Origin of the sequence: Agrococcus sp. ProA11, from assembly GCF_039880525.1 — a bacterium.
GTDB classification, from domain to species: Bacteria; Actinomycetota; Actinomycetes; order Actinomycetales; family Microbacteriaceae; genus Agrococcus; species Agrococcus chionoecetis.
This window is the reverse complement of the sequence record NZ_CP156989.1, coordinates 348,782-373,726: the sequence shown is the minus strand read 5'-3', so window position 1 is coordinate 373,726 and position 24,945 is coordinate 348,782. Positions and strand designations below refer to the sequence as shown.

Annotated in this window: 22 protein-coding genes; 7 read left to right on the top strand and 15 right to left on the bottom strand. The window is 71.8% G+C overall.

The annotated features are described in order from the left end of the window. Positions 1 to 39: 39 nt before the first annotated feature. Positions 40 to 891 (bottom strand): CoA ester lyase, encoded by an 852-nt coding sequence (locus ABG090_RS01740; protein WP_347755848.1) that lies wholly within the window; start codon positions 889 to 891, stop codon positions 40 to 42. A gap of 69 nt (positions 892 to 960) precedes the next feature. On the opposite strand from ABG090_RS01740, the gene ABG090_RS01735 reads away from it, so the two are divergent. Beyond that, positions 961 to 1,188, top strand: coding sequence for a hypothetical protein (locus ABG090_RS01735; RefSeq protein ID WP_347755846.1), 228 nt, complete (start codon positions 961 to 963; stop codon positions 1,186 to 1,188). A 6-nt stretch (positions 1,189 to 1,194) separates the two neighbouring features. On the opposite strand, the gene ABG090_RS01730 is transcribed toward ABG090_RS01735, so the two are convergent. The 11 genes from ABG090_RS01730 to ABG090_RS01680 form a co-directional block, all read right to left on the bottom strand. Beyond that, positions 1,195 to 1,569: an RNA-binding S4 domain-containing protein gene (locus ABG090_RS01730; protein ID WP_347755844.1), complete on the bottom strand. Its 375-nt coding sequence runs from the start codon at positions 1,567 to 1,569 to the stop codon at positions 1,195 to 1,197. Then, positions 1,566 to 3,377: a DNA helicase RecQ gene (recQ, locus tag ABG090_RS01725; RefSeq protein WP_347757655.1), complete on the bottom strand. Its 1,812-nt coding sequence runs from the start codon at positions 3,375 to 3,377 to the stop codon at positions 1,566 to 1,568. The genes ABG090_RS01730 and recQ overlap by 4 nt, the downstream gene beginning before the upstream one ends. Positions 3,378 to 3,658: 281 nt before the next feature. Continuing rightward, positions 3,659 to 5,170 (bottom strand): ABC transporter ATP-binding protein, encoded by a 1,512-nt coding sequence (locus ABG090_RS01720; RefSeq protein ID WP_347755842.1) that lies wholly within the window; start codon positions 5,168 to 5,170, stop codon positions 3,659 to 3,661. Next, complete coding sequence (locus ABG090_RS01715) at positions 5,167 to 6,012, bottom strand: ABC transporter permease (protein ID WP_347755840.1); 846 nt, start codon at positions 6,010 to 6,012, stop codon at positions 5,167 to 5,169. The genes ABG090_RS01720 and ABG090_RS01715 overlap by 4 nt, the downstream gene beginning before the upstream one ends. Continuing rightward, positions 6,009 to 6,992: an ABC transporter permease gene (locus tag ABG090_RS01710; protein ID WP_347755838.1), complete on the bottom strand. Its 984-nt coding sequence runs from the start codon at positions 6,990 to 6,992 to the stop codon at positions 6,009 to 6,011. The genes ABG090_RS01715 and ABG090_RS01710 overlap by 4 nt, the downstream gene beginning before the upstream one ends. A 7-nt stretch (positions 6,993 to 6,999) precedes the next feature. Further along, the gene (locus ABG090_RS01705) at positions 7,000 to 8,640 is read right to left on the bottom strand and encodes an ABC transporter substrate-binding protein (RefSeq protein ID WP_347755836.1); all 1,641 of its coding nucleotides are present in this window, start codon (positions 8,638 to 8,640) and stop codon (positions 7,000 to 7,002) included. Between the two features lie 123 nt (positions 8,641 to 8,763). Beyond that, positions 8,764 to 9,522: an NAD(P)H-binding protein gene (locus ABG090_RS01700; protein ID WP_347755835.1), complete on the bottom strand. Its 759-nt coding sequence runs from the start codon at positions 9,520 to 9,522 to the stop codon at positions 8,764 to 8,766. A gap of 150 nt (positions 9,523 to 9,672) precedes the next feature. Then, positions 9,673 to 11,928, bottom strand: a complete 2,256-nt coding sequence (locus ABG090_RS01695) for a DEAD/DEAH box helicase (RefSeq protein WP_347755833.1) — start codon at positions 11,926 to 11,928, stop codon at positions 9,673 to 9,675. 199 nt (positions 11,929 to 12,127) lie between these two features. After that, entirely contained in the window at positions 12,128 to 13,303 is a 1,176-nt protein-coding gene (locus tag ABG090_RS01690; protein WP_347755831.1) for a DUF2510 domain-containing protein, read from the bottom strand. Between the two features lie 113 nt (positions 13,304 to 13,416). Then, complete coding sequence (locus ABG090_RS01685) at positions 13,417 to 16,647, bottom strand: efflux RND transporter permease subunit (protein ID WP_347755830.1); 3,231 nt, start codon at positions 16,645 to 16,647, stop codon at positions 13,417 to 13,419. A gap of 72 nt (positions 16,648 to 16,719) precedes the next feature. Further along, on the bottom strand, positions 16,720 to 17,460 hold the full coding sequence (locus ABG090_RS01680) for a MerR family transcriptional regulator (RefSeq protein WP_347755828.1): 741 nt from the start codon (positions 17,458 to 17,460) through the stop codon (positions 16,720 to 16,722). Positions 17,461 to 17,535: 75 nt separating this feature from the next. On the opposite strand from ABG090_RS01680, the gene ABG090_RS01675 reads away from it, so the two are divergent. The 4 genes from ABG090_RS01675 to ABG090_RS01660 all read left to right on the top strand — a co-directional run bounded on the left by ABG090_RS01675 (position 17,536) and on the right by ABG090_RS01660 (position 20,188). Beyond that, on the top strand, positions 17,536 to 17,928 hold the full coding sequence (locus ABG090_RS01675) for a CrcB family protein (protein ID WP_347755826.1): 393 nt from the start codon (positions 17,536 to 17,538) through the stop codon (positions 17,926 to 17,928). Continuing rightward, the gene (locus ABG090_RS01670; protein WP_347755824.1) at positions 17,925 to 18,299 is read left to right on the top strand and encodes a CrcB family protein; all 375 of its coding nucleotides are present in this window, start codon (positions 17,925 to 17,927) and stop codon (positions 18,297 to 18,299) included. The genes ABG090_RS01675 and ABG090_RS01670 overlap by 4 nt, the downstream gene beginning before the upstream one ends. A 146-nt stretch (positions 18,300 to 18,445) precedes the next feature. Beyond that, entirely contained in the window at positions 18,446 to 18,652 is a 207-nt protein-coding gene (locus tag ABG090_RS01665) for a DUF3073 domain-containing protein (protein ID WP_347755822.1), read from the top strand. Positions 18,653 to 18,787: 135 nt separating this feature from the next. After that, positions 18,788 to 20,188: an L-serine ammonia-lyase gene (locus tag ABG090_RS01660; protein WP_347757653.1), complete on the top strand. Its 1,401-nt coding sequence runs from the start codon at positions 18,788 to 18,790 to the stop codon at positions 20,186 to 20,188. Between the two features lie 76 nt (positions 20,189 to 20,264). Here ABG090_RS01660 and ABG090_RS01655 read toward each other — a convergent pair whose 3' ends face one another. The 3 genes from ABG090_RS01655 to purM all read right to left on the bottom strand — a co-directional run bounded on the left by ABG090_RS01655 (position 20,265) and on the right by purM (position 22,529). Beyond that, positions 20,265 to 20,636 carry a hypothetical protein gene (locus ABG090_RS01655; protein WP_347755820.1) on the bottom strand — a complete coding sequence of 124 codons (372 nt, stop codon included), beginning with the start codon at positions 20,634 to 20,636 and terminating at the stop codon, positions 20,265 to 20,267. 120 nt (positions 20,637 to 20,756) lie between these two features. After that, entirely contained in the window at positions 20,757 to 21,044 is a 288-nt protein-coding gene (locus ABG090_RS01650) for a DUF4190 domain-containing protein (RefSeq protein WP_347755818.1), read from the bottom strand. A 396-nt stretch (positions 21,045 to 21,440) separates the two neighbouring features. Next, a complete protein-coding gene (gene purM, locus ABG090_RS01645) occupies positions 21,441 to 22,529 on the bottom strand; it encodes a phosphoribosylformylglycinamidine cyclo-ligase (protein ID WP_347755816.1) in 1,089 nt (362 codons plus the stop codon). A gap of 78 nt (positions 22,530 to 22,607) precedes the next feature. On the opposite strand from purM, the gene tdh reads away from it, so the two are divergent. Both tdh and ABG090_RS01635 read left to right on the top strand, forming a co-directional pair. Further along, positions 22,608 to 23,657, top strand: a complete 1,050-nt coding sequence (tdh, locus tag ABG090_RS01640) for an L-threonine 3-dehydrogenase (protein ID WP_347755814.1) — start codon at positions 22,608 to 22,610, stop codon at positions 23,655 to 23,657. Next, positions 23,657 to 24,838: a glycine C-acetyltransferase gene (locus ABG090_RS01635; RefSeq protein ID WP_347757651.1), complete on the top strand. Its 1,182-nt coding sequence runs from the start codon at positions 23,657 to 23,659 to the stop codon at positions 24,836 to 24,838. The genes tdh and ABG090_RS01635 overlap by 1 nt, the downstream gene beginning before the upstream one ends. The last annotated feature ends 107 nt before the right edge of the window (positions 24,839 to 24,945 follow it).

Below are 24,945 nucleotides of genomic sequence, written 5' to 3'. Positions count from 1 at the left end.
ATGGCGGGGCGCTCCGGCGCCCCGCCATCATCGCGTCCGTCAGTAGTTCAGGCTCTCCAGCGTGGCCTCATCGGCCTCGATGCCGAAGTCGCGGGCCTGGGTCTGGATCTTCTGGGCGCGCGCCAGGCGCGGGAGGTCGCTGCCGTCGGTGATCTTGCCGCCCGACTCCTCGAACGCGCGCACGAAGGCGTGTGCCCACGCGACCTCTTCCTCACTCGGCGCCAGCCCGGCGTTGATGGTCGCCGCCTGCGTGTGCGTGAGGCACAGCTTGCCCGACATGCCCATCTCCTTCGACAGGCGCGTGCCCTCGACCAGCGCCTCCGCCGACAGGGTGGGGCCATCGATCGGCGCCGGCAGCCGTGCTGCCCGCGACGCGATCACGAGCTGCGAGCGTGCATAGGCCAGCGCGATCGGGTCGTCGCCGGTCGCGGTGTCGCGCTTGAAGTCGCCGGTGCCGAACGCGAGCCGGAAGGTGGCGGGCGCGGATGCGATCCGCTCGACGTGCAACACGCCGCGAGCGGTCTCCACCAGCGCCAGGATCGGCATGCCCTCAGGGAGCCGGTCGGCGGTGTCGTCCACGTGGCTGGCCGACTCGGTCTTCGCGAGCATCACGCCCTCGAGGCCGGGCGCATCCTTCAGGTCGGCCAGGTCGGTGCTCCAGAACTCGCTCGCGGCGTCGTTGATGCGCACCCAGGCCCGATGCCCGCTGGAGAGCCACGCGACGGTGTCCGCCCGCGCCTGCACCTTGTCCTTGGCCGCGACCGCGTCCTCGATGTCGATGATGATCGCGTCGGCGTCGCTCTCCTGCGCGATCTCGAACAACTCCGGCTTGGAGGCGGGCACGAGCAGCCAGGAGCGGGCGATCAGCGGGGAGACAGCGGTACGAGGCACGCCTGCCAGCCTACCGGCGCTGCCGGATGCTCCCACCGTGCGCTCGGCAACGATGGCTAGTCTCCCGGCATGGACTTCATCGAGGGGTACGGACAGGGAGCGAGCATCTGGCTCGCGGCACTGGGCCTTGGCGTGATCGCTGCGGCCATCATGCTGCTGCGCCTCGGCGCGAAGCGGCGACGCAGCACGGAGTCGGGCCAGCCGCAGCTCATGCTCGGCATGGGCGCGCTCGTGCTCGGCACGGTGCTCTTCGTGCCGGGCATCATCTGGTTCGTCATGGCCCTCAGCGACGGCTGAGGACCATCACTCCGCCTCGCGCCCGCGCAGTCGATCGATCTCTCGCCGCTCGCGGCTCGTCGGGCGACCGGCACCCTTGGGCCGGAACGGGATCTGCGCCGCTTCGACCGCCGTGGGCCGTGGCGGCGAGCGGTCCTCGATCGCCTCCGCGGCCGCCGGCGCTCCCACTCGCTTCTTCAGCAGCTGCTTGACGATCACGACGCGGTCGAAGCCGTGGATGCGCACGCGCACCTCGTCGCCGATGCGCACCTGCTGCGAGGCCTTCGCGGGCTGACCGCCGACCTTCACGTGCCCGCCGCGGCATGCCTCGGTCGCGCCGGCGCGCGTCTTCACGAGCCGCACCGCCCAGATCCAGACGTCGAGCCGCACGCGATCGCTCATGTGCTCGCCAGCACCTCCAGCACCGACTCGCCGTAGCGCTCGAGCTTCGACTCGCCGACGCCGGAGATGGTCGAGAGCTCGACCATCGTCGCGGGCTTGCGCTCGGCGATCGCCGCGAGCGTCTTGTCGTTGAACACGACGTACGCGGGCACCGACTGCTCCTTCGCGGTGCTCGCTCGCCACGAGCGGAGCGCCTGGAAGATGCCCTGCTGCGCGTCGTCGAGCTGCAGCGTCGAGGCGGAGCGCCTCGTGGCCTTCGCGGGTGCCTTCGTCTCATGCCGCAGCCGCACCTCGCGCTGACCGGCGAGCACCGTCGTCGACGCCTCCGTCATCGCCAGCACGCCGTACTCGCCCTGCACCTGCACGAGGCCCTGCGCGAGCAGCTGCCGCACGATCCCCCGCCACTGCGTGGCCGGCAGGTCGGCGCCGATGCCGTAGGTGGCGAGCTGATCATGGCCGAAGCGGCGGCTGCGCTCGGTGTCGGCGCCCGTGAGGATGTCGACCAGGTGCCCGGCGCCGTACGCCTGCCGCCGCTCGCGCTGCAGCCGCACGATCGTGGAGAGCAGCTTCTGCGCCGGCACCGTGCCGTCGTACGAGTCGGGCGGCGTGAGGCACGTGTCGCAGTTGCCGCACGGCGAGCTCGGCTCGCCGAAGTAGGCGAGCAGCTGCACGCGCCGGCACTCGACCGTCTCGCACAGCGCAAGCATCGCGTCGAGGTGCATCGTCTGGTTGCGCTTGCGCTGCGCATCACCGACGCCCTCGGAGATCATGCGGCGCTGCTGCACCACATCCTGCAGGCCGTACGCGAGCCAGGCTGTGGATGGCTCACCGTCGCGGCCGGCGCGACCGGTCTCCTGGTAGTAGCCCTCGATCGACTTCGGCAGGTCGAGGTGCGCCACGAAACGCACGTCCGGCTTGTCGATGCCCATGCCGAAGGCGATCGTCGCGACCATGACGACGCCGTCCTCGCGCAGGAAGCGCTGCTGGTTCGCGCCGCGCACCGCGGCGTCGAGACCCGCGTGGTACGGCAGCGCGTCGATGCCCTGGGCGCGCAGCCACTCGGCGGTCGACTCGACCGACTTGCGCGAGAGGCAGTAGACGATGCCGGTGGCGCCCGGGTGCTCGTCGCGGATGATGCGCTGCAGCTGCGCCTTCGCGTCCTGCTTGGGTGCGATGCGGTACTGGATGTTGGGCCGGTCGAAGCTCGACACATACACCTGTGCGTCGCGCAGACCGAGGCGCTCGACGATCTCGGCTCGCGTCTCGACGGTGGCGGTCGCGGTGAGCGCGACGCGTGGCACCTCCGGCCAGCGCTCGCCGAGCACCGACAGCTGCAGGTAGTCGGGGCGGAAGTCGTGGCCCCACTGGCTGACGCAGTGCGCCTCATCGATCGCGAACAGCGCGATCGGTGCGGCGTCGAGCAGGCTCTGCGCGACCGGCAGCCGCTCGGGCGCGAGGTAGAGCATGTCGAGCTCGCCCGCGAGCAGGCGCCGCTCGACGTCGCGGCGCTCGTCGATCGACTGGGTCGAGTTCAGGTAGGCCGCACGCACGCCGAGCTGCTCGAGCGCATCGACCTGGTCGTGCATGAGGGCGATGAGCGGGCTGATGACGACGCCGGTGCCCTCGCGCACGAGCGACGGGATCTGGTAGCAGAGGCTCTTGCCGCCGCCGGTGGGCATGAGCACGACGGCATCGCGGCCGGCGACCACGTCGTCGATGATCGCCGCCTGCTGGTCGCGGAACGCGTCATAGCCCCACACGCGGGTCAGTGCCTCGAGCGGGGTCGCCGCCTTCGCGGATGCGGCCACTCCGGGTGCTCGCACGGGCGCCGAGCGCGGGCCCGATCGGGCCGCTCCTGTCGTGCTCGCGGAAGCAGCGTGCGGCGCGTCAAGGTCGGTCGGCGGCAGCCATCCGTCGTCCGGCGCATCCCAGGAGTCCCAGGGCTCGGGTGCGTCGGCGTCGCTGGGCGGCGCCCACTCGTCGTGCTTCGCGTCCGTCACGAATCCCCCTTCGCGGCCGTCAACCATCCAGCCTAGGCGGCACCGGTGACGCGCCGAGCCGCGGGCGGCGGCGCTGTGGGTGCGATCCGTCAGGCGCGGGCCAGCACGAGCTCCCGCGTGAACGGATGCTGCGGCGCAGCGAGCAGCTGCTCGGTCGCGCCCTCTTCGACCACGGCGCCATCGCGCATCACGGCGATGCGGTCGCTGACCTGTCGGATGACGGCGAGATCATGCGAGATGAACACGATCGCGACCCCTCGGGACTGCAGCTCGAGCAGCAGCTCGAGGATGCCCGCCTGCGTCGTCACGTCGAGCGCCGACACCGGCTCGTCGCACACCAGCACGTGCGGCCGGGCAGCGAGCGCCCGCGCGATCGACACGCGCTGGCGCTGACCGCCGGACAGCTGCGCGGGTCGCCGGTCGAGCACCGACGGCGCCAGGTGCACCTGCTCGAGCAGCTCGGCGGGCGATCGTGCCCCCGAATGGCGGAGAATCTTCTCCACCGTCAGGCGCGGATCGAACGAGCCGAGCGGATCCTGCGGCACGAACCGCACTCGAGCGCCGTGCTCGCGATGCACCCGTCCCCCGTCTGGACGCTCGGCGCCCACGAGCATCCGCGCCAGCGTCGTCTTGCCCGAGCCCGATGCGCCGACGACCCCGAGCACCTCGCCCGCCCGCACGGCCACGTCGACGTCGTCGAGTGCCGTCACCGTGGGCGCGCCGCGGCCGGCGTAGCGCTTGCGCAGCCCGGACGCGCTGATGAGCACCTCGCCGGGCGTCGCATCCGAGCGTGCCTTCGCCCCGCGCGGCACAGCCGCGATCAGCGCGCGCGTCACCGGATGCTGCGGATGCTGCAGGACGCGCGCCGTCGATCCCTGCTCGATGACGCGCCCGCGGTCGAGGACGACGACGCGATCGGCGAGGCGCGCGACGGCGTCGAGATCGTGCGTGACGAGCACGAGCGCTGCCCCCGCATCGCGCGTGCGACCCAGCAGCTCGAGCACGCGGAGCCCGACCGTGGCGTCGAGCGCGGTCGTGGGCTCGTCGGCGACGACCAGGCGGGCCCCGCCGACGAGCGCGGAGGCGATGAGCGCACGCTGGCGCATGCCGCCGGAGAGCTGGCCGGAACGCTGTCGGAGTCGCTCGGCAGCCCGCGGCAGCCCGGCATGCTCCAGCGCGGCCACGATGCGCTGGCGCCGCTCGCGACGGGGAGTCCGGCGCACGGCGAGGGCCTCGCCCACCTCGGCCTCGATGGTGCGCAGCGGGTCGAGCGACTGCATCGCGTCCTGCAGCACCAGCGAGACCTCGCGCCCGCGGATCGCGCGCCAGGTGCGTGCGCTCGCGTGCCGCACATCCCGACCGGCGAACGTGAAGCGGGCCGCCTCGACGTGCGCGGTCGGACCCGCGAGCGCCAGGATGGTGCGGGCGAGCACCGACTTGCCGGCGCCGGATCCGCCCACGACGGCGACGCACTCGCCGAACGAGACCCGCAGATCGACATCGTGCAGCACCTCGCCGACCCGCGGGAACCGCACGTGCAGCGCTTCGACGTCGAGCGCCTCGGCGCGCTGGTCCTCGGCGCGCTGCTCGCCCCCGCTCATCGTTCCTCCGAGGCGGCGAGGCGCCGTCCGACGAGCGTCAGCGCGGTGGCCGTCGCGACGATCGCGAGCCCGGGGAAGACCGTCATCCACCATGCGGTGGCGATGTAAACGCGACCCGCGTTGAGCATCGCCCCCCACTCGGGCGACGGCGGCACCGCCCCGAGCCCGAGGAAGCTCAGCGACGAGACCCAGACGATCGCCTGGCCGATGCCGAGCGTGGCGACCGCGGCCAGCGGCCACAGCGAGTTCGGCGCGGTGTGACGCAGGAACGTGCGCACGCGACCGGTGCCCTCGAGGCGCGCGTACTCGACATAGCCGCTGCGCGCGACGCCGCGCACGCGGGCGCGCAGGATGCGGGCGTAGCCGGGGGCGGTGGCAGCACCGATCGCGATGATCGATGCGGTGGAGCCCGGTCCGATCACCGCGACCAGCAGCAGTGCGAGGACGAGCGTCGGCAGGGCGAAGAGCACCTCGATGACGCGGCCGAGCGCCGCATCGAGCCAGCGCGGGCCGAGCCCCGACGCGAAGCCGAGCACGAGGCCGATGCCGATGCCGATCGCCGTGGCGGCCATCCCGATGCCGGCCGACGGCGCGGCACCGTGGACGACGCGAGTGAAGAGGTCTCGGCCCGATTCGTCGGTGCCGAACGGGTGCGAGAGTGAGGGCGGCTGGAATCCATCGGCCGGTGCCACGGCGAGCGGATCCCCCGGGGCGATGAGCCACGGCGCGACGACCGCGACGACGAGCAGGACGAGCGCGACGAGCGCGGCGATGCCGGACACGCCCCAGGTGCGCGCGAGCAGCGCGAGCCGCGTGGAGCGGTGCTCGGTCGCGACGCTCATCCGCCCACCGTCAGATCGGCCGCGGTCGCGGACGTGCGCGGCTCGACCAGCCGCGGGTCGAGGAGCAGCTCGACCACGTCGCTCAGGATCACGATCGCGACGTAGATGACGGCGACGGCGACGACGGCACCGATCACGAGCGGCACGTCCCGAGCGTTGGCGGCATCGAGCAGCAGGCGGCCGAGGCCGGGCCGGGCGAAGAGCGATTCCACCACGACGGCGCCGCTGAGGAGGCTGCCGTACGCCCATCCCGACAGCGCGACGGCGGGGATGCTCGCGTGCCGCAGCGTGTGCCGCCACAGCACCCATGCCTCCGAGGCACCGCGCGCGCGGGCGCTCGTCGCGAACGGCGCACGGTCGGCATCGTCGAGCTGTGCCTGCATGACCTGGCCGAGGAAGCCCGCGATCGGGACCGCGAGCGTGACCACCGGCAGCACGAGCCCGGCCGGGTCCGTGCCTGCGCTCGTGGCCGGCAGCAGCCCGAGTCCCACGACGAAGACCAGGATGAGCACGGCGCCGAGCCAGAACTGCGGGGTGACGGTGGCGACCACCTCGATGCCGCGCAGCACGCGCGAGACCGCGCGCCCGAACCGGCCGCGCCCGTGCACGGCGATGGTCGCGCCCGTGATCGCGAGCAGCCAGGCGAGGATCAGCGCGAGCGTCGCCAGCAGCAGCGTCGGGGCGAGCTGCTCGCCGATGAGCTCGGCCACCGGCTGCTTGCGGGCGAACGAGTCGCCCAGCTGCAGCGTCCCGATGCGCGCGAGCTGCACGAGGTACTGCACGAGCAGGGGCTGATCGAGCCCGTACTCGGCGCGCGCCGCCGCGACCGCCTCGGGACTCGCCTGCGAGCCGGGCCCGCCCAGGATGGCCTCGAGCGGATCGCCGGAGACCCGCAGCGCGAAGAAGACGAGCGTCGCCACGACCCAGACGACGAGCAGTGCCGCGCCGAGCTTGCCGAGCGCCCAGCGCAGCCCCCGCACGTGCCGCTCAGTCCGTGAGGCGCGCGTCGATGAAGGTCGGCGTCGCGACCGTGCCGAGCACGCGCACGCCCTCGGCGCCGCTCACCAGGAAGTGGTTCTGCTGGTCGTAGAGCGGCAGCACCGTGAAGCTCTCGAGGATCATCTGCTGCGCCTGGGTGTAGAGGTCGGCCCGGTCGGCCTCGTCGACGGTGGCCGCGGCCTCGTCGAGCAGCGCATCCAGCGCCGGGTCGCTCAGCTGCGCGTGATTGGCGAAGTAGCCGCTGGGTGCCGGGACGATGCCGCTCGAGTGGTAGAGAATCCGCAGCACGTCGGGTCCGACCTTCGTGTAGGGCGCGCTGACGGCTTCGTAGGCGTTCTCGCCGAGCGCGCCGTACCAGGCGCTGAGATCGAGCGGCGCCAGCTGCACGTCGAAGCCGACCCCGGCGGCATTGGCCTGGATCTGCTCGAACAGCGACTGCTCCGCCGCGACGGACTGGTTCGTGCTGACGGGGAATCGCACCGTCAGCCGCTCGCCGTCTCGCATGCGGACGCCGTCGGTGTCGCGCTCCGTCCAGCCTGCGTCATCGAGCAGATCGTTCGCCGCATCGACATCCGTCGTGAACAGCGTCGGGTCCTCGTGCGCGAGCGGCTCCGTGCTCGCCAGCGGCGAGTACGACCGGGTCGCGGTGCCGCGGTAGAGGTTCTCGATGCCGGGATTCGGGTCGGCCGCGCGGATGAACGCCTCGCGCACGCGCACGTCGTCGAACGGCGCCTGCCCGCTGTTGAGCTCGATGCGGTTCACGGAACCGGGACGCGGGGCGTCGATGTGCTCGATCGTCGTGCCATCGGCGGCCGCGATCGCATCCGGCTGCGGGTTGTCGATCACGTGCACCTCACCCGACTGCAGGGCTGCGTAGCGCGTGGCGGCATCGGGGATGAAGCGCCAGATGAGCTCGTCCAGGTGCGCGACTGCCGTGTTCTCGGCCTCGGGGCCGGGCGTGCTGTAGTCGTCGTTGCGCACGAGCGTGACCTGCTGCTGCGGCGTCCACTCGTCGACGATGAACGGCCCGGTGCCGATGGGCGCGGCGCAGTTCGCATCCATCCCCCGTGCGATGCCCGCCGGCGACTGGATCGCGGTCCACTGCTGGCTCAGCGACTCGAGCAGCGCCGAATCGGGCGCGCTCAGGTGGAAGCGCGCGTGCGTGGGCTCGACCGCCTCGACCTCGGCGACCTTGGCCATCGCGAGGTAGCCGGTCGAGGACTGCGTCTCCGGGTCCTGCACGTGCTCCACGTTGGCCCGCACGGCCTCCGCGTCGAAGGGGGTGCCATCGGTGAAGGTGACGTCGTCGCGCAGCGTGAAGTCCCACGTGAGCCCGTCGTCGCTCACCTCCCACTCGGTGGCGAGCCACGGCTGGATCACGCCCTCGGCGTCCCGGCCGACGAGCGGCTCCAGGTACTGCGTGCTGAGCAGCGCCTGCGGGTAGTTGCCGCCCACGTGCGGATCGAGGCAGGTCGGCTCCGCGTCGCCGGTCGCGTAGACGAGCGTGCCACCCTCGACGGCCGGAGGGGCCTCCGTCTCACCCGGGGCGGCGGTGCAGGCAGCGAGCACGAGCGCTGTCGCCGCGACGGTCGCGAGCAGGGGGATGCTGTGGGCGGGGCGCATGCGCATGGAGGACCTCTGCTGTCGGGCGATGCCGCGCCGGAATCGGGCGTCCGCGGCGCGTGCCGCCGCCGTCCGGCGAGTTGTTGTATCGAGTCTAACATCGCGAGAAAGGCCGGAGCACGGCATGGATCAGCGTCGGCGCGAGAGCCACTCCTCGAACGTGATCGAGCCCTTGTGCTGCTCGGTGAAGTTGGAGCCGGAGCGCAGGTAGTCGAGCATCGACGGCGGGAACGGTCCGTTGACGATCACGCCCCTGGCGCCCGTCGCCGCCTGCCACGCCTTCGCCAGGTCGCGGGAGAGCCGCACCTGCGGGCCGGCGATCTCGACGAAGCGCTTCCCGCTCGGCTCGAGCGCCTCGTCAGCGCACAGCTCAGCCACCTCGCTGACCGCCACCGGCTGCATCCGCCCGCCCAGCACGACCGGGATCGCGCCGAGGGCGGACCCCGCCTCGAACTGGTCGACCGACCACTCGTGGAACTGCGCGGCGCGCACGACCGATGTCTCGAGTGCCGAGTTCAGGTAGGTGAGCTCCTGCTCGTGCTTGCGGCGGTGGTACGAGAGCTTGGAGCGGTCGACGCCCAGGATCGAGAGCACCACTGCGCGCTGCACGCCGGCCGCTTCGGCGGCGCGCACGATGTTGCGCGCCCCGATGGTGAAGGGCTTCGGATCGATCGGGTTGCGCGAGTTGCACGCGTCGACGATCACTTCGGCACCCTCGAGCGCCGCATCGAGCCCCTCGCCGGAGACGATGTCGGCCTTCACGCCGGGCGCACCGGCGATGGCCTTGCCGGAGCGCGACAGCGGATGCACGTCCGCGCCCCTTCTCGCGAGCGCTCGCACGATGGCCGAGCCCGAGTTCCCTGTTCCGCCGATCACGACGATGCGCATGCTCCAACGCTACGCCAGCCTCGGCACAACGCAAGCCTAAGCACGAAGCAAGCCCGGCCGCAACGCAAGCCTGCCGAAGCCGCGGCGCCAGCGACGGCCCGGATCGCTGGGATTCGGGCCGTCTCGGGCTGGCGGCTGGCGGCCGCGCTGCTAGTGCGCGCCGGTGCCGGCCAGGGCCGGCTCGGAGCTCGCCGCTGGCGGCGCCGTGAGCGTGTCGAGCAGGTCGTCGCCCGGGCGCACCGGAATCATCGGCGCCTCGATCTCGGCACGGTCCAGCAGCTGCTGGGTGCGCTTGCGACGGGCCGGGGCGATCACGGTGACGACGCGACCGTCGTTGCCCGCGCGGCCGGTGCGGCCGGCGCGGTGCATGTAGGTCTTGTACTCGTCCGGCGGGTCGGCCTGCACGACGAGCGCGATGTCGTCGATGTGGATGCCGCGCGCGGCGACATCCGTCGCGACCAGCACGTCGACCTTGCCGCGCTTGAACTTCTCGAGCGAGCGGGTGCGCTTGGCCTGGGTGAGGTCACCGTGCAGGCTGACCGATGCGATGCCGGTGTCGCCGAACTGCTCGGCGAGCCGCTCGGCATAGGCGCGGGTCCGGGTGAAGACGATGATGCGACCGGGGTTGCGCACGATCTGCTCCAGCACCGCATCCTTGTCGTAGCGGTCGGTGACGAGCACCTGGTGGTCGATCGTCGAGGTCGACTGCTCCTCGCCCGCCACCTCGTGCACGGCCGGCTTCGGCAGGAACTCGTTGACGATGGTCTGCACCTCCGCATCCAGCGTCGCCGAGAAGAGCAGCTTCTGGCTGCCCGGCTTGGTGCGACGGAGGATGCGCTGCACGGGCTCGAGGAACCCGAGCTCGCACATGTGGTCGGCCTCATCCACGACCGCGATCTCGACCGCGCCCAGGTTGAGCCTGCGCTGCTCGACGAGATCCTCGATGCGACCGGGCGTGCCGATCACGATGTCGACGCCGCGCCGCAGCGCCTCGACCTGGCGGTCCTGCTTCACGCCGCCGACGATGACGGTCGTGAACACGCCCACCTCGCGGCCGAGCGTCATGATCGTGTGGTTGAGCTGCTGGGCGAGCTCCCTCGTGGGAGCCAGCACCAGGGCGCGCGGTGCACGGCCGAGCTCGCGACGCTCGGAGCGGCCGCGCAGCAGCATCTCGACGATCGGAGCGCCGAACGCGATGCTCTTGCCGGAGCCGGTGCGGCCGCGGCCGAGCACGTCGCGGCCTGCCATGACATCGGGGATCGTGGCGGCCTGGATCGGGAACGGGGAGATCGCGCCCATCCCGGTCAGCGCGCGGGAGATGCTGTCGCCGATGCCGAGATCTGCGAACGAGACCCCCTCGACGTCCTCGGCGCGGATCGAGGTCGCCTCGAGGCGGTCGAGCACGACGTCGTCCTTCGGCTGGAAGGGGTTCGACTCCTTCGACGGGTAGTAGGTGCCGTCGCGGCGCGGCTGCTCGTCGAAGCGGTCCCGGCGGGGGGCGCGGTCGTCGCGGCGGTCGTCGCGACGCGGAGCGCGGTCGTCGAAGCGACGCTCGCCCTGCTCACGGCGGTCGCCGAAACTGCGGTCGTCACGGCGGGGCGCGCGGTCGTCGCGGCGGTCATCGCGACGCGGAGCGCGGTCGTCGGAGCGACGCTGACCCTGCTCGCGACGGTCGCCGAAGCTGCGGTCGCGGTCGTCGCGGCGCGGGCGCTCGTCGAAGCGGCGCTCGCCGCGGTCATCGCGGCGGGGCGCACGGTCATCGCGGCGGGGCGCACGGTCATCGCGACGGGGAGCGCGGTCGTCGAAGCGACGCTCCCCCTGCTCACGGCGGTCGCCGAAACCGCGGTCGTCGCGGCGGGGCGCGCGGTCGTCGCGGCGCGGTGCGCGGTCGTCGAAGCGACGCTGCCCCTGCTCACGGCGGTCGCCGAAGCCGCGGTCATCGCGGCGGGGCGCGCGGTCATCGCGGCTCGGGGCACGGTCGTCGCGACGCGGGGCACGGTCATCGAAGCGGCGGGCGCCGCGATCCGAGGCACCAGCGCCGCGTCCGCCATGCTCATCGCGAGCGCGATCGAAGCCGCGGGGACGCTCGCCGCGGTGCAGGCGGTCGTCGCCCTGGTGGTCGCGGCCGCCCTGGGCGCCTCCGCGGGTGCGGAACGACGGACCGCCACGGTTGGTGTCGCGGTTGCGCTCCTCCGGCGGCGTCCAGTTGGGTCGCCCCGTGCCGGGTCGTCCGCCTGAGCGCTGCGAGGCGCCGTCGCGGCGGTCGCGGTCGTCGCGGTTCCAGCGGCCCTTCGAAGGCTGCTGCTCGCGGAATCCGCGGTGGCCCTTGCTGCGAGAGCCGGGTCGGTTGTCGTCTCGGTCGTTCGGTCGGCGTGCGCCCGTGGGGCGTGAGTCGTTCCGTGCCATTGCTTGTCTTCTCTGTGCGCGCGGGAGTGAACATCGCGCAGGTAGTGCCGCAGTCATCGCGGTGATCGTGGTCAACCGCGAGAGTGCCCGCGGGAATCCGGCCGCGGTGACACTCCATTGCAACGCACATGCGTTCGTCCCGAGCCGACCTGCCTACTGTACGGCACGCGCGTCGTGGCCGACAGGGGCAATTCGGCGATCAGCCCGGCTGGTCGGTGCCGCGGACGCCGCCGCGCATGACCGACGCGGTCCACTGCCGCCCGTCGAACCAGCGGGCGTCGGCCCGTCGGAACGGATCCGGGTACCAGTTCGGCTGCGGCTGCGACGCGTTGGCGGCCAGCCCGATCGGGCGCGGCGCGCCGTCGCCGAGCGGCGGAGCCTGCCGTGCGTGCTGCGACTGCTGCGCCTGCCAGGCGTCGTGGACGCGGCGCTGCGACTCGGCCGCCTCCTGCTCCAGCTGGTGGAACGCAGCCGGCGTCGGGATCGAGGCGGGCAGGTGGTCGTCGAGCGTGTGCTCCCGGCCGTAGATGTCTCGCTCGGAGCGCCCAGAGTGCTCGGAGCGCGCAGCGCCATCAGCGGGCGCAGGGCCATCAGAGGGCGCAGGGCGCTCAGCGCGATCCGCGCGCTGACCGAATGAGGGAGCTCGGGAGGGCTGCGCTGCCTGTCGCGACGACGGCGCCGACGACGACGACTGCACCGGGTCGACGCGCGAGCCCTGCTCGTGGCCGAACGACGACGATGTATGCAGCGGCACCGCCCCGGTCGACCCCGGCGTCGGACCGATGGGCGGCGAGGGCGACTCGACGTGCCCCAGCGAAGGACTGATGACGCGGACGCCGCCGGTGTGCGGATCGTGCTGCGGCTGCGCGTCGTCGCCGTGCTGCGGCGGCACCTCATCCACCTGCTCCGGCTGCACTTCGTCCAGGTGCGGCGCCTGCACGTGCGCCTGCGCCTGCTGCGGCGGCTGCGGGTGCAGCGATGGCGGTGACTGCTCTCGACCCGCCCACGGCATCGGCTGCGTCGGCTGCTGCAGCGCACGAGCGTCACGAGCCGCGTAGTAGTGCATGGTCGCGTCGGCCGACCACTGCCCGTCGATCCGCAGCAGCGAGCGACCACCCGGCTGCAGCGGCGGCACGAAGGTCAGCCGCGTGCCCGTCCCCGCGGGAGCGCGCACCGTGATCGTGGCGCCCTCCACCTGACCGTTCGTGCGCGTCACGTAGACGGTCACGGGAAGGTCGCCCGCCGGCACGTGCAGGGTGATGTCTCCCCAGTCGAGTGGCGCACGCAAGCCGGCGATGTCCAGGGTCGGCGGCTGTCGATACGCGCTCAGCTCGCCGTCGTGCAGACCGGAGTGGATGATCAAGAAGCTCGGCAACGGCAGCCCCTCTCCATCATCCGCGAACCCTGCCATGAGGTGCCCGATCTGCGAGCAGCCCCGAATCTAGGTCATTCAACCAATGCCAGCCAGGGGATCGGCTGGGAACGCGGTCAGCGTCCGCCTGCCGCGGCGAGCTCGCTGCGCCGCTCGGCGCGGGTCCCGGTGCCGCGGCGCACTCGTCGGCGCTCGATGCCGCCCTCGACGAGCAGGTAGAGCACGGGCAGCACGATGAGCGTCAGCAGCGTCGACGAGATGAGTCCGCCGATCACCACGATCGCGAGCGGCTGCGAGATGAAGCCCCCCTGGCCGGTGACGCCAGCAGCCAGCGGGATGAGCGCGAAGATCGTCGCTGCCGCCGTCATGAGGATGGGCCGCAGGCGCCGTTCGGCACCCTCGAGCAGCGCATCGCGCACCGAGCGACCCCGGTCGCGATACTGGTTCACCAGATCGATGAGCACGATGGCATTGGTCACCACGATGCCGATCAGCATCAGCACGCCGACCATTGATGCAACGCCGAGCGGCACGCCGGTGATGATCTGCATCGCGATCGCGCCGGTCGCGGCCAGCGGGACCGAGACAAGCAGCAGGAAGGGCTGCAGCAGGCTCTTGAACGTGGCGACCATGACGACGTAGACGAGCAGGATCGCGACGAGCGCCGCGATGCCGAGCTGCGTGAACGCCTCCGTGATCTGGGTGGCGGCACCGCCGATCTCAGCGGTCGCGCCCTCGTCGAGCGCGAGCGCGTCGAGCTGTGCCTGCACGCGGGCGGAGAGGCCGCCGACATCGGCGGCGTCGGGCGTGACGGTGACGGTCGCGGTGCGGCTGCCGTCGCTGGTCGAGATCGCGACGGGGCCGTTGATCTCGGTCACCTCCGCGACATCCGAGAGCGGCAGCGGCCCGGTCGGCGTCGGCAGCTCGAGCTCACGCAGCTCGTCCAGCGTCGCCGCCGGGGCAATGGCGTCGAGGTAGATGCGCACGAGCGAGCCGTCGAGCTGGATGTCGCCGATGGGCGTCGGCTGCATCGCCTGGGCCACGAGCCCCGAGACCGCCGCCTCGCTCAGGCCGAGGCTGGCGGTGAGCTCGCGGTCGACGGCGACCTGGATGAGCGGCTGGGCGCCGGCGAGCGAGTCCGTCACCTGCGCGACGCCGTCGATGCCCTGCATGGCGTCGGAGACGGATGCGGTGGCTGCCTCGACGGCGTCGGGCGTCGGCCCCTGCACCTCGACGGTGATGTCGCTGCCCCCGAAGCCACCGGAGCCGCCGATCGTGACCTCGCCGGGCGCGGCATCGGCGAGCTCGAGGATGCGCGCGCGCAGCGACTCCATGTCGGTGCCGTCGGCGGCGATGACGCCGTAGCGCACCGAGCTGCCGCCGCCACCACCACCGGTGAAGGCCGCGAACGGGCTGCTGCCGGAGACGGTCGCCGAGACGGTGTCGATGCCGTCGAGCTGCTGCAGCTCGGCAGAGAGCTCCTCCGCGGCCTCGAGCTGGGTCTCGAGCGAGGCGCCGGGCTCCAGCTCCTGCGAGAGCTGCACGGTCGTCTGCCCGTCATCGCCCAGGAAGTTGATGGCCATGAGCGGCACGGCTGCCGCGCTCGCTCCGAGCACCACGGCGGCGCCTGCCAGCACAAGCCACGGCTTGCGCAGCGTCGCCAGCAGCACCGGCCGGTAGGCGCGGCGCAGCCGATCCGTCCGCTCCTCCTGCGGCACGGGTCCGCCAGCCGGCGCAGCGTCGCCGGGCCGCGCCGCGGGACGTGCCTGACGGCGGCGGAGGAGACCGCGGCGCGGTCGCGCGCTCGCCACGACCTGCTGCTCGGTCTCGAGGCGTGCTGCCGCATCCGCTTCCGCCTCTGCCAGCTCCTTCGGCTGCTTGAGCAGCCAGGAGGCCAGCACCGGCACGATGGTGAGCGCGATCACGAGCGAGGAGAGCAGCGCGATCGTCACCGTGAGCGCGAAGGGTCGGAACAGCTCGCCCGTGATGTCGCTCACGAAGGCCAGCGGCAGGAAGACGATGACGGTGGAGATGGTCGATGCCGTGATGGCACCGGCGACCTCGCGCACGCCGTCCACGATCGCCTTCGCCTTCGAGGGCTCGAAGGACAGGTGCCGCTTGATGTTCTCGATCACCACGATGGAGTCGTCGACGACGCGCCCGATCGAGATCGTGAGCGCACCGAGCGTGAGCACGTTGAGCGAGAAGCCGGAGCCCCACATGCCGATGAAGGTCATGAGCACCGACAAGGGAATGGAGATGGCCGTGACGATCGTCGGCCGGAGCGCCCAGAGGAAGACGAGGATGACGAGCACGGCGAACGCGAGACCGAGCGCGCCCTCGACCGCGAGCGCCTCGATCGACCGCTCGATGTAGGGCGCCTGATCGAGGATCGTCGTGATCGTCACGTCGTCGCCCAGCTCTGCCTGGAGCGCGGGCAGCAACTCCTGCACCGCGTGGGAGACGTCGACCGTGTTCGCGGCCTGCGTCTTCGTGATCGAGAGGATGATCGCCGGCTCGCCGTCGACGAGCGCGATCGACGACACCGGGTCCTCGGCCAGCGCCACGTCGGCCACGTCGGCGATCGTGGTGGTGACGTCCGTGCTGCCGCCGGTGAGCGGCAGCGAGGCGACATCCTCGACCGAGGCGAGGCGCGCGCCGATCTGCACGCTGAGCGTCTGGCCGTCATCGTCGACGGTGCCGCCGGGCAGCAGCTGGCCATGCTGGTCGATCGCATCCGAGATGCTCGCGCGAGACAGGCCCAGCGCCGTGAGCGCTGCGTCATCCGGGCTGATGGTGATGCGCTGTCCGGGCGCGCCCTGCAGCTGCACCGCGCGCACGCCGTCGGTGCGCTCGAGCTGCGGCACCGCGACCGTCTCGATGCGGTCGACGAGCGCTGCGGCGTCACCGCCGCCCGTGATGGCGATCTGCAGCACCGGGAAGTCGGCGATCGAGCCGGTGAGCACGGTGGGCTCCGCGCCCTCCGGCAGCTGGCTGCTGATGCGGTTGACGGCCTGCTGCACCCGCTGCTCGGTGGTCGCCATGTTCGCGCCGTACTCGAACTCGGCGACCACGAGGCTCACGCCGGTCGACGACGTGCCCGTGGTGCCCTCGAGCGCCGGCACCGACTGCACGGCCGCCTCGATCGGCCCTGTGATGTCGTCGCTCACGATCTCGGGGCTGGCACCGGGCATCGTGGTCGTGACGACCACCGCGGGCAGCTCGAGCTCGGGCGTGAGCTCGGTCTTCAGGCTCGCGAGCGCGACGCCGCCGAAGATCGCGATGCAGACGGTGACGAGCGCGACGAGCGCCTTGTTCTTCATGCTGGCGAGCGAGAGCAGATGCACCCGACCATCCAAGCACCCCCGAAGCGCGGGGCGGATGGGGGCAATCCCCCGCATCCGCCCCGGTCGCGTCGGCTACCGGCGCCGCCTCGCGACGTACGCCCGCATGGCGTCGCGAACGAATGCCGCACCTTCGCTGCCGCCGTAGTTGGCGGCGAAGCGCTCATCGGCCACGTACATGTCGCCGAGCCCGGCGAACATGTCGAGCTCCGGCTCGCTCTGCCAGCTCGCCCCCACCCAGCGGTAGTGGCGCTCGACGAGCGCCTGCACGGCTGCCCCGTCGACGGGCTCGCCGGCAGCCCGCGCCGTCGCGTATCCGGCGGCGATGTCGAGGTGCTCCTGCTGGAAGCCGCGGCGGTCGTCCTCCGACATCCGCTGCCACCATCCCTGGCCGCGCTGCCACGCCTCCGCGCCCCATCGCTCTGTTACTTCCTGCTCGAACCGACCCTGGTCGAATCCGTCGAGCGCTTCCTCTGCCGTCATGGCAGCTCCTCTCTCTCGTGCCCGCAGCGTCTGCTGGACGGCGCGGATCTGTCGCTGGATGCGCCTCGCCTCCCGCTCGAGGTCGACGAGGTGGGCCGCGAGCGCCTCTTCGTCGGATGCGCGCGCGAGGCTGTCGGCGATCGCCGGGATCCCCACGCCCAGACCGCGCAGCAGCAGGATGCGCTGCAGGCGGGCGAGGGATGCCCCGTCGTACCAGCGCATGCCGCTCGCGTCGGTGCGCGCGGGAGGCAGGATGCCGACGGCGCCGTAGTGCCGCAGCGTGCGGCTCGAGACTCCCGCCAGCTTCGCGATGCGCTGGATGGACCACTCCATGTCACACGACGCTAGAGGTTGACGTTGCGTCAATGTCAAGCCGGATGCGCGCGACACCGCCCCTACGCTGATCGCATGCTGCTCCGCTCCGTGCTCGCCGTGCTCGCGGGCGGCACGCTCGGCACCGCGGCACGCGCGCTGCTGCAGGCGTCGATCCCCGACTGGTGGCTGCTGCTCGCCATCAACGCGGTGGGCTCGCTGCTGCTGGGCGTCTCGGTCGCGGCGCTCGCCGACGCGCCGGCCTGGCTGCGGCACGGGCTGGGAGCGGGCGTGCTCGGCGGCTTCACGACCTTCAGCGCCGTCGCGGTCGCGAGCGTCGCAGCGGATGCGAGCACCGGGGGCATCACGGCCGTCGGGCTGGCGCTGCCCGGCATCCTCGAGGCGCTCGCCATGCTGGCAGCCTCGCTGCTGGGCGCGTGGGGCGGCCTCGTGCTCGGGCGCCGGCTGGTGATGGGAGACGCCGCGTGACCGCGCTCGAGGTGGTGGCCGTCGCCATCGCCGGTGGCCTCGGTGCCGTGCTGCGCTTCCTGGCCGGCGCCGTCGCCCGTGACCGTCCCGTGCGCGCGACCATCGCGGTCAACCTGATCGCCAGCTTCGTCGCGGGGTGCGTGCTGAGCCTGGTCTCGATCGATCCCGCCTGGCGAGCGATCCTGGTGACCGGCTTCTGCGGCGGACTCTCCACGTATTCCGCGTTCGCGACGCAGGCGGTGGAGCAGCTGGAGCGACGCCGCCGGGGCCACGCGCTCGCCACCGTGTCGCTGACGCTGCTCGGCGGCGCGCTCGCCGCATCCGCCGGCATCATGCTCGGCGGCATGCTCACCGCGGTGCAGGCCGGCTGACGGAATCCGAACGCTGTCCCCATCCCGGGCTGAGGCACAGCCGATCGACAGTCTCGGTGATACGATGGAGGTTGGACTTGAAATCGGAAGTTCTCCCACCGTTCGACGGTCACAGTGAGCCGTCGCCAGTAGCAAGGGGGTCCAGCATGGGTCGTGGTCGCCAGAAGGCAAAGCACACGAAGATCGCACGTGAGCTGAAGTCGTTCAGCCCGGACATCAACTACAACGCTCTGCAGGCAGAGCTGGCTGGCTCGGCAGGTGAGGGCGAGATCGACAGGTGGGCCGACTACGCGGACTATGACCGCGCGGCCGACGACTACGCTGACGAGTACCAGACGGGCCGCAGCGCCTGAGCTGACACAATCGGCTCCAGGCGCCCACCAGCGAAGGAGCTGATCGTGACGTCGCACGCCATCACCAACGGCAGAGCACAGGAGCCGACCGAGGTCGGCACACATGCCACCGCGACCGCACCGGTCTTCGAGTCGCTGTCGGTGCTCGATCTGTTCAAGATCGGCATCGGGCCGTCGTCATCGCACACGGTCGGACCCATGCGCGCCGCGCTCGACTTCGTCGAGCAGCTGGATGCGAGCGGCAGGTTCGCCGACACCGCGAGGCTGCGCGTCGACCTGCTCGGATCGCTCGGCGCGACCGGCTCCGGCCACGGCACGGACACGGCGATCATGCTCGGTCTCTCCGGCCTGGCGCCGGACACCGTCGAGACGCCGCAGATCACCGCGACGCTCGAGGACATCCGCGGCTCCGGCGAGCTCTCGCTCGGCGGCCGCCTCACAGTGCCGTTCGACGAGGCGAAGGTGTTCGTGTTCCGCCCGCTGACCGTGCGGAGGGAGCACCCGAACGCGCTGCGCATCACCGCCTACGACGCCGCCGACGACACCATCGCGACGGCGGGCTACTACTCGATCGGCGGCGGCTTCGTCATGCGCCACGACGAGGGCGATGTGCTCTCCCCCGTGCCCGCGCCCGCCACCCAGCTGCACGCCGTGCCGCATCCGTTCACCATGGGTGACGAACTGGTCGCGCTCTGCCGCGAGACCGGGCTCTCGGTGCCAGAGCTCATGCTCGAGAACGAATCCGCCTGGCGCTCCCGCGAGGAGACGATCGCGCAGCTCGAGCGCATCTGGGTCGTGATGCGGGAGTGCGTGACCAGCGGCATCCAGACACCCGGCATCCTGCCGGGCGGCCTCGACGTCAAGCGCCGTTCGCTGGAGTGGCACTCGAAGCTGGTCGAGCGCGACGCGGCACCCAAGCAGGGGCGCCCCGACCTCCTCGAGGGCATGGAGTGGGTGAACCTCTACGCCCTCGCCGTCAACGAGGAGAACGCGGCCGGCGCCCGCGTCGTGACCGCGCCCACGAACGGCGCCGCCGGGATCATCCCCGCCGTCATGCACTACGCCGACCGCTTCGCCAACTGCGTCGAGGACGAGCTGTCGTGGCAGGTGCGGTTCCTGCTGGTCGCGGGCGCGATCGGCATCATCATCAAGTCGAACGCCTCGATCTCGGGCGCCGAGGTCGGCTGTCAGGGCGAGGTCGGCTCCGCGTGCGCGATGGCCGCGGCCGGGTTCGCGTCGGTGCTGGGCGCGACGCCGGAGCAGATCGAGAACGCGGCCGAGATCGGCATCGAGCACAACCTCGGGCTCACCTGCGACCCGATCAAGGGCCTGGTGCAGATTCCCTGCATCGAGCGCAACGCGATGGCCAGCGTGAAGGCGATCAATGCCGCACGCATGGCGCAGCAGGGCGACGGCACGCACTACGTATCGCTCGACACCGCGGTCGAGACGATGCGCCGCACGGGCGCCGACATGAGCGACAAGTACAAGGAGACGGCGCTCGGCGGTCTCGCGGTGGCCTACATCGAGTGCTGACGGCGGCGCGCTCGGCCGCGCGGCAGACGACGAAGGGCCCGCCGTTCGGCGGGCCCTTCTCGCATGATGACCTGGCTCAGTAGCCGTACTCCGCCGAGAACGCGGCGGCGAAGATCAGGGTGATCACCAGCGGCCAGAAGATGAAGGCCCAGATGAAGCCCAGCACCGACGTGACGAGGCCCCAGATGGCCATCGTCTTGCCCTGCGGCTCCTTGGCGAGGCCGATGCCCGAGAGCACGGCGCCGGCGATGGCGTTGATCCAGATCGGGATGATGATGCTGGAGATGCCGAGGATGAGGCCCCACATCGAGAGCTTCTTCGACGTGGAGGTGTTCGCGGCGTAGTTGCCGTAGGTCTGGTCGGCGCCCTGGTACGGCTGGTAGCCGGCGGGCTGGTAGCCGGACTGGCCGGGCTGCTGAGCGGGCTGCTCGGGAGGCGTGTAGGTCATGGGTTTCCTCGGGTCATCGGTGCGTGCGCGTGCGTGCGCGTGCCGTTGCTCCCGAGCCTACGCGCCGCAGCGCACGAACGCGCGCCGCCGCGACCCGCGCGCGTCAGGACGGGCGCGCAGTCAGTACAGACGACCCAGCAGCAGCGCGGAGAAGAACGCCCCGAAGGGCAGCACGTAGAACACCAGCACCCACACCAGGCCGAGCGCCGAGGTGATGAGGCCCGCCGCCGCAATGGACCGGCCGGCGGGCTCGCGGCTGAGCGCGATCAGGCCGAAGACGATCCCGATGATCGGCACGACGATGAGCGTCCAGGCGAAGACGAAGGAGCAGAGGCCGAGCACGAGCGCGGTGATGGAGAGTGCCCGCGCCGGCTGCGGCGGCGGACCGTAGGTAGGCGCACGATACACGGGCACTCCGTAGGCCACGGCACTCGACGCTTGGGCCGCCGCCGGGTGGATCAGCGGTGCATCTCGCCCGTCGAAGGCGTGCCGCTCACCCTGGAAGCCCGGTCGCGGCGCGAACGGGGCGGAGGCGTGGGGCGCAGAGCCGTAGGGCGCAGACCTGTGGGGCGCAGAGCCGTGCGACGCGGACGCCGGTGGCGTGGGCGGCGACTGCTCCGATACGGTGCGCTGCTCGCGCGGCCGGAATCGATCAGCATCCTGCGTCATCCGGCACCTCCCCAGGCCCTGCATGCTCGGCATGCGCGGTACGGCCGAGCGAGTGCGACCCTACGCCGCCCGCATGCGAGGAACCTGGACGCTTGCCCCACATTGACGAACTCGATTCACGACGGGCCGACCGGGTCAGCGGTAGCTGCCGGCCAGGCGCACCGCGCCACCGTCCACGCCCTTCGCGCCCTGCACCCAGCCGGAGACGTCGGCGGGCAGCGCCTGCACATCACCGACGGTCCATGCGGGGATGCCGGCGCGCTCGCTCTGGGCGATGACGCTCGCGGCATCGGCGGCGTCGGTGACGACGAGCATGCCGAGGCCCAGGTTCCAGGTGCCCTCCGCCTCGGTGAGCGGGAAGCCGCCCAGCTGCGCGAGCGCGCCGAAGACCTGCGGCACCTGCCATCCGCTGCGGTCGATCTCGACCGCAGCCTGCTGCGGCAGCACGCGCGCAAGGTTCGCGGCGATGCCGCCGCCGGTGACGTGGGAGATGGACCGGATGCCGAGGCCGGCCTCCAGCATGCCGAGCAGCGGCAGCGTGTAGAGCCGGGTGGGCTCGAGCAGCTGCTCGGCGGCGACGCCGCCCAGCTCGTCGACGCGGTCGGTGAGCGCGATCTGGCGCTTCGCGAGGATGTGCCGCACGAGCGAGAAGCCGTTGGAGTGGAGGCCGGAGGAGGCCATGGCGACCACGACGTCGCCGGTCTGCACGCGGTCGGCGCCCAGCACCGCATCCGCCTCCACGACGCCGACGGCGGCGCCCGCCACGTCGTAGTCGTCAGGATCCATCACGCCGGGGTGCTCTGCCGTCTCGCCGCCGACCAGTGCGGTGCCGGTGGCCTCGCAGGCCTCGGCGATGCCGCGCACGATGTCGGCGATGCGTTCGGGCACGAGCCTGCCGGTGGCGATGTAGTCGGTCATGAACAGGGGCTTCGCGCCCACCACGACGATGTCGTCCACCACCATGCCGACCAGGTCCTGCCCGATCGTGTCGTGCTTGTCGATCGCCTGCGCGAGCGCGATCTTCGTGCCGACGCCGTCGGTCGAGGTCGCGAGCAGCGGATGCGCGTAGGCGCCGACCGCGGAGAGGTCGAACAGGCCGGCGAAGCCGCCGACGCCGCCCAGCACGCCGGGGCCGTGGGTGCGCGCGACCGCGGCCTTCATGAGCTCCACCGCGCGGTCGCCCGCTTCGGTGTCGACGCCGGCGGAGGCATACGGATCGGTCATGCTCCCAGGGTACCGAGCGCCACGAGCGCAGATGGCAGGATGGGCCTCGGCACACCCGCCCCGTCGATGGAGACCTTCATGCATGCACTCGTGACCCGAGGCACGCCAGGACTCGAGCTGGTTGAGATCCCTGAGCCCGAGACGCCGCCCGGCCATGTGAAGGTGCGGGTGCTGCGCGCCGGCATCTGCGGCACCGACCTGCACATCGACGCGTGGGATGCGTGGGCGCAGTCGGCCGTGCGCCCCGGGCTCACGGTCGGGCACGAGTTCTGCGGCGAGATCGTGGAGGTCGGCGACGCCGTCACCGACTATGCGGTCGGGCAGCTGATGAGCGGCGAGGGCCACGTCGTGTGCGGTCATTGCCGCAACTGCCGGGCCGGCCGTCGCCACCTCTGCATCCGCACCTCGAACCTGGGTGTGCAGCGCGACGGCTGCTTCGCCGAGTACGTGGTGATCCCGTCATCGAACGTGTGGGTGCACCCCGGCGTCACCGCCGACAGCGCCACCGAGCTGCAGCTCGATGTGTTCGGCATCTACGACCCCTTCGGCAACGCCGTGCACACGGCGCTGAAGTTCCCCGTCGTCGGCGAGGACGTGCTGGTCACCGGAGCGGGCCCCATCGGGCTGATGGCGGCGATGGTCGCCCGGCACGCTGGCGCGCGCCACATCGTGGTCACGGATCTGTCCGAGGCGCGACTGCAGCTGGCAGCCTCGCTCGGCTTTCTGGCGCTCGATCCGCGCGAGCGGGAGATCAAGGACATGCAGCGCGAGCTCGGCATGACCGAGGGCTTCGATGTGGCGCTCGAGATGTCGGGCGCTCCCGCGGCACTCGTCGGCATCATCGAGAACCTGAACTTCGGCGGCCGCATGGCGATGCTGGGGCTCCCATCGGCCCCGATCGAGCTCGACTTCGGCAAGGTCGTCTCGCACATGCTGACCATCCAGGGCATCTACGGCCGCGAGATGTACGAGACCTGGTACGCCATGAGCGCCATGGCGCAGACCGGCCTCGACGTCTCCCCCGTCATCACCGACCGCTTCGCCTTCGCCGACTGGGAGGGCGCGTTCGAGCGCGCCCGATCCGGTGCCGCCGGCAAGGTCATCCTCGACTTCACCCAAGGAGCCTGATCGTGTTCTCCATCCGCGCATCCATCGCCGACGAGCTCGCCGAGATCGAGGCCGCCGGCCTCACCAAGCGCGAGCGCGCCATCGACTCACCGCAGGCCGCCACCGTGACCGCGAACGGGCGGGAGGTGCTGAACTTCTGCGCCAACAACTACCTCGGCCTCGCCGACCACCCGGCGATCGTCCAGGCGGCGAAGACCGCGCTCGACGACTGGGGCTTCGGCATGGCGTCGGTGCGCTTCATCTGCGGCACCCAGACGCAGCACCTGGAGCTCGAGCAGCGACTGTCGTCGTTCCTCGGCCAGGAGGCGTGCATCCTCTACTCCTCCTGCTACGACGCCAACGGCGGGCTGTTCGAGACGCTGCTGGGCGCCGACGACGCGGTGATCTCGGATGCGCTCAACCACGCGTCGATCATCGACGGCATCCGCCTGTCGAAAGCCGCCCGCTACCGCTACGCGAACCGCGACATGGCGGAGCTCGAGTCGCGCCTGCAGGAGGCCGCCGGCGCCCGCCGCCGACTCATCGTCACCGACGGCGTGTTCTCGATGGACGGCTACCTGGCGCCGCTGGAGGCGATCTGCAACCTGGCGGAGCGCTACGACGCCATGGTGATGGTCGACGACTCGCATGCGGTCGGCTTCACCGGCCCCACGGGCGCCGGCACACCGGAGCATGCGGGCGTGCAGGATCGCGTCGACATCATTTCCGGCACGCTCGGCAAGGCGCTCGGCGGCGCCTCCGGCGGCTACATCGCTGCGCGCGCGGAGATCGTCGACCTGCTGCGGCAGCGCTCGCGGCCCTACCTCTTCTCGAACGCGCTCGCCCCGTCGGTGGTGGCAGGCTCGATCGCGGCGCTCGACCTGGTCGAGAGCGCGGGTGAGCTGCGCGAGCAGCTGCAGCGCAACACGGTGCGGTTCCGCGAGGGCATGGAGGCGGCGGGCTTCGAGCTGCTGCCCGGCGAGCATCCGATCACCGCCGTGATGTTCCACGATGCGCGCCTGGCGGCCGACGTCGCGGATGCGATGCTGACCGAGGGCGTCTACGTGACCGCCTTCTCGTTCCCGGTGGTGCCGCGCGGCGAGGCACGCATCCGCGTGCAGCTGTCGGCCGCGCACACCGACGCGGAGGTCGACCGCGCGATCGCGGCGTTCAGCGCCGCGCGCGAGCGCGTCGCCGCCTGACGCGCGCGAGCACGTCGCCGCCTGACGCGCGCGAGCACGCGACCCCTGCCGCCCAACCGGACCCGGTGCACCGGGTCGAGTCGTGCGGAAGGGGTCGGCGGGCGACA

Bases quoted from the DNA above. Each gene is read 5' to 3' on its own strand.
- ABG090_RS01695 (WP_347755833.1), bottom strand. From the start codon at position 11,928: ATGGCACGGAACGACTCACGCCCCACGGGCGCACGCCGACCGAACGAC.
- ABG090_RS01735 (WP_347755846.1), top strand. From the start codon at position 961: ATGGACTTCATCGAGGGGTACGGACAGGGAGCGAGCATCTGGCTCGCG.
- tdh (WP_347755814.1), top strand. From the start codon at position 22,608: ATGCATGCACTCGTGACCCGAGGCACGCCAGGACTCGAGCTGGTTGAG.
- ABG090_RS01700 (WP_347755835.1), bottom strand. From the start codon at position 9,522: ATGCGCATCGTCGTGATCGGCGGAACAGGGAACTCGGGCTCGGCCATC.
- ABG090_RS01705 (WP_347755836.1), bottom strand. From the start codon at position 8,640: ATGCGCATGCGCCCCGCCCACAGCATCCCCCTGCTCGCGACCGTCGCG.
- ABG090_RS01730 (WP_347755844.1), bottom strand. From the start codon at position 1,569: ATGAGCGATCGCGTGCGGCTCGACGTCTGGATCTGGGCGGTGCGGCTC.
- purM (WP_347755816.1), bottom strand. From the start codon at position 22,529: ATGACCGATCCGTATGCCTCCGCCGGCGTCGACACCGAAGCGGGCGAC.
- ABG090_RS01715 (WP_347755840.1), bottom strand. From the start codon at position 6,012: ATGAGCGTCGCGACCGAGCACCGCTCCACGCGGCTCGCGCTGCTCGCG.
- ABG090_RS01655 (WP_347755820.1), bottom strand. From the start codon at position 20,636: ATGACCTACACGCCTCCCGAGCAGCCCGCTCAGCAGCCCGGCCAGTCC.
- ABG090_RS01720 (WP_347755842.1), bottom strand. From the start codon at position 5,170: ATGAGCGGGGGCGAGCAGCGCGCCGAGGACCAGCGCGCCGAGGCGCTC.
- ABG090_RS01675 (WP_347755826.1), top strand. From the start codon at position 17,536: ATGCTGCTCCGCTCCGTGCTCGCCGTGCTCGCGGGCGGCACGCTCGGC.
- ABG090_RS01665 (WP_347755822.1), top strand. From the start codon at position 18,446: ATGGGTCGTGGTCGCCAGAAGGCAAAGCACACGAAGATCGCACGTGAG.
- ABG090_RS01680 (WP_347755828.1), bottom strand. From the start codon at position 17,460: ATGGAGTGGTCCATCCAGCGCATCGCGAAGCTGGCGGGAGTCTCGAGC.